We start from the raw sequence: 2,347 nt of genomic DNA, 5'->3' as shown, positions 1-2,347 counted from the left end.
CCTTTCACCCCGGCACCCAGGTAACCCCCAGCGGCCTTGGCTTCCCCGCGTACCGCCAGGGTCACAGGGACGTCGATTTGAGCACCATCGCGCTCAACTTTCAGCACAATTTTGGTATCAGGGCGTACACGCACCAGATCAACCACTTGCTGCCAGTCGCCCAGCGCCTGGCCATCAAGGGCCAACAAACGGTCGCCGGTTTTCAGACCTGCGGCTTGCGCCGGGCCTTTCGGATCCAACTCGGCCAGCACCGGCGGCAAGGCCGGGCGCCAAGGCCGAATCCCCAGCGACTTGATCGGATCAGGCTCATCTGCGCCCTTGAGCCAGTGATCCAGGGCCAGGGCGCGAGGCGTCTCGGCGGTGGAATCCTGTTCGCGCACCACCACATTAATGGTGCCGCTTTCACCCATGCGGCGTACCAGCTGTAAATTGACCGCGCCCCACCCTGTGGTCGGTTCGCCATCAATGGAAACAATTTCCTGCCCTGCGACCAGACCGGCCTTGGCCGCCATGCTGTCCGCTTCGACCGCGCCGATGACCGGGCGCACCTGCTGGCTGCCCATCATGGCCAAGACCCAGAAGAACACCATCGCCAAGAGGAAGTTGGCGATCGGACCGGCAGCCACAATCGCGATACGCTGACGAACGGTCTTGCGATTAAAGGACTGGTCCAATTGATCAGCCGGCACTTCGCCTTCACGCTCATCGAGCATTTTGACGTAGCCACCCAGCGGAATGGCCGCAATTACGAATTCGGTGCCACGACGATCGTGCCAACGCAGCAACGGCATGCCGAAACCGACGGAAAAGCGCAGTACCTTGACGCCGCAACGACGCGCCACCCAAAAGTGGCCGAATTCGTGGAAGGTGACCAGCACACCCAGAGCAACCAGGATGCCGACAATCATGTAGAGCGCACTCATCTAATTTCTCCGCATTCCAATCCAGTGCCTGAAGGCTCAAACCTGCCCACAGGCTAACGCGCGTTGCGGTTCAACCATTGCTCGGCCAGGGCACGGGCCTTTGCATCGGCCTCGAACACTGCACCCAAATCTTCCACTGCCACAACGGGCTCAAGGCTCAAAACTTCCTCGATGATACTCGGGATCTGCGGGAAGCGAATACGCCCGTCAAGAAACGCCGCCACAGCCACCTCGTTAGCCGCATTAAGCATCGCCGGCGCACTGTTGCCCGCCTCTGCTGCTTGCCGCGCCAAACGCAGGCACGGGAAGCGTTGTTCGTCCGGCGCCTCGAAGTCCAGGCGCGCAACGGCGAACAGGTCCAACGGCGCGACCCCCGAGTCAATCCGCTCCGGCCAGGCCAGGGCATTGGCGATCGGCGTGCGCATGTCCGGGTTACCCAACTGCGCCAGCACCGAGCCGTCCACATAGTCGACCAGGGAATGAATCACACTTTGCGGATGGATCACCACTTCAACCTGATCGGGCCGAGCGTCGAACAACCAGCACGCCTCGATCAACTCCAGGCCTTTGTTCATCATGCTCGCCGAGTCCACGGAAATCTTGCGCCCCATGGACCAGTTCGGGTGTGCACAGGCCTGATCAGGCGACACGTGCTCCAGATCAGCCAGTGGAGTTTGCCGGAACGGACCACCGGATGCCGTAAGAAGAATCCGTCGTACACCCACCTGGCTCAAGCCGCGGGCAAAATCACCGGGCATGCACTGGAAGATTGCGTTGTGTTCGCTGTCGAGGGGCAGCAACACTGCGCCGCTCTTGCGTACTGCCTGCATAAAGAGCGTGCCGGACATGACCAGCGCTTCTTTATTGGCCAGCAGGATCTTCTTGCCGGCACCCACCGCTGCCAGCGTCGGGCGCAAACCCGCTGCGCCGACGATGGCCGCCACCACGGTGTCCACCTCGGCATCGGCCGACACCTGGCACAGCCCTTCCTCACCCACCAGCACCTGCGTAGCCAGCCCGGCAGCCTGCAACTGTTGCTGCAAGCCACGTGCTGCCGCCACTTCAGGCACTACGGCAAAGCGCGGCGTATGACGCACGCACAGGGCCAGCAGCTCGGCCAAACGGGTGAACCCGGTCAAGGCAAACACCTGATAACGGTCAGGATGGCGAGCGATCACATCCAGGGTGCTCAACCCCACCGAGCCGGTTGCACCCAGCACGGTCACCTGTTGCAGGCGGCTCACGAAGCCGTCATCCACAACAGCACTGCAAAGATCGGGATAGCAGCGGTAAGGCTATCGATACGATCCAGCACGCCGCCATGGCCCGGCAGCAGGTTGCTGCTGTCCTTGATCCCGGCCTGGCGCTTGAACATGCTTTCAGTCAGGTCGCCCACCACCGAGATGAACACCACGACCGCCGTA

General features: G+C 61.9%; 3 protein-coding genes. All 3 read right to left on the bottom strand.

Translation table 11 applies throughout. The annotated features are described in order from the left end of the window. Nucleotides 1-923: RIP metalloprotease RseP (gene rseP, locus FEM54_RS30760; protein ID WP_138454084.1), on the bottom strand; the 923-nt coding region annotated here is incomplete at its 3' end. Between the two features lie 53 nt (nt 924-976). Beyond that, a complete protein-coding gene (gene ispC, locus FEM54_RS30755; protein ID WP_138454083.1) occupies nt 977-2,167 on the bottom strand; it encodes a 1-deoxy-D-xylulose-5-phosphate reductoisomerase in 1,191 nt (396 codons plus the stop codon). Next, a partial coding sequence (locus tag FEM54_RS30750; protein ID WP_171045946.1) for a phosphatidate cytidylyltransferase occupies nt 2,164-2,347 on the bottom strand: 184 nt, incomplete at its 5' end. The genes ispC and FEM54_RS30750, both read right to left, overlap by 4 nt.

It is taken from the genome of Pseudomonas edaphica (assembly GCF_005863185.1).
In the GTDB taxonomy this organism is placed as follows: domain Bacteria; phylum Pseudomonadota; class Gammaproteobacteria; order Pseudomonadales; family Pseudomonadaceae; genus Aquipseudomonas; species Aquipseudomonas edaphica.
Note: the sequence above shows the minus strand (reverse complement) of the source record. Positions and strands in the feature narration are given on the sequence as shown.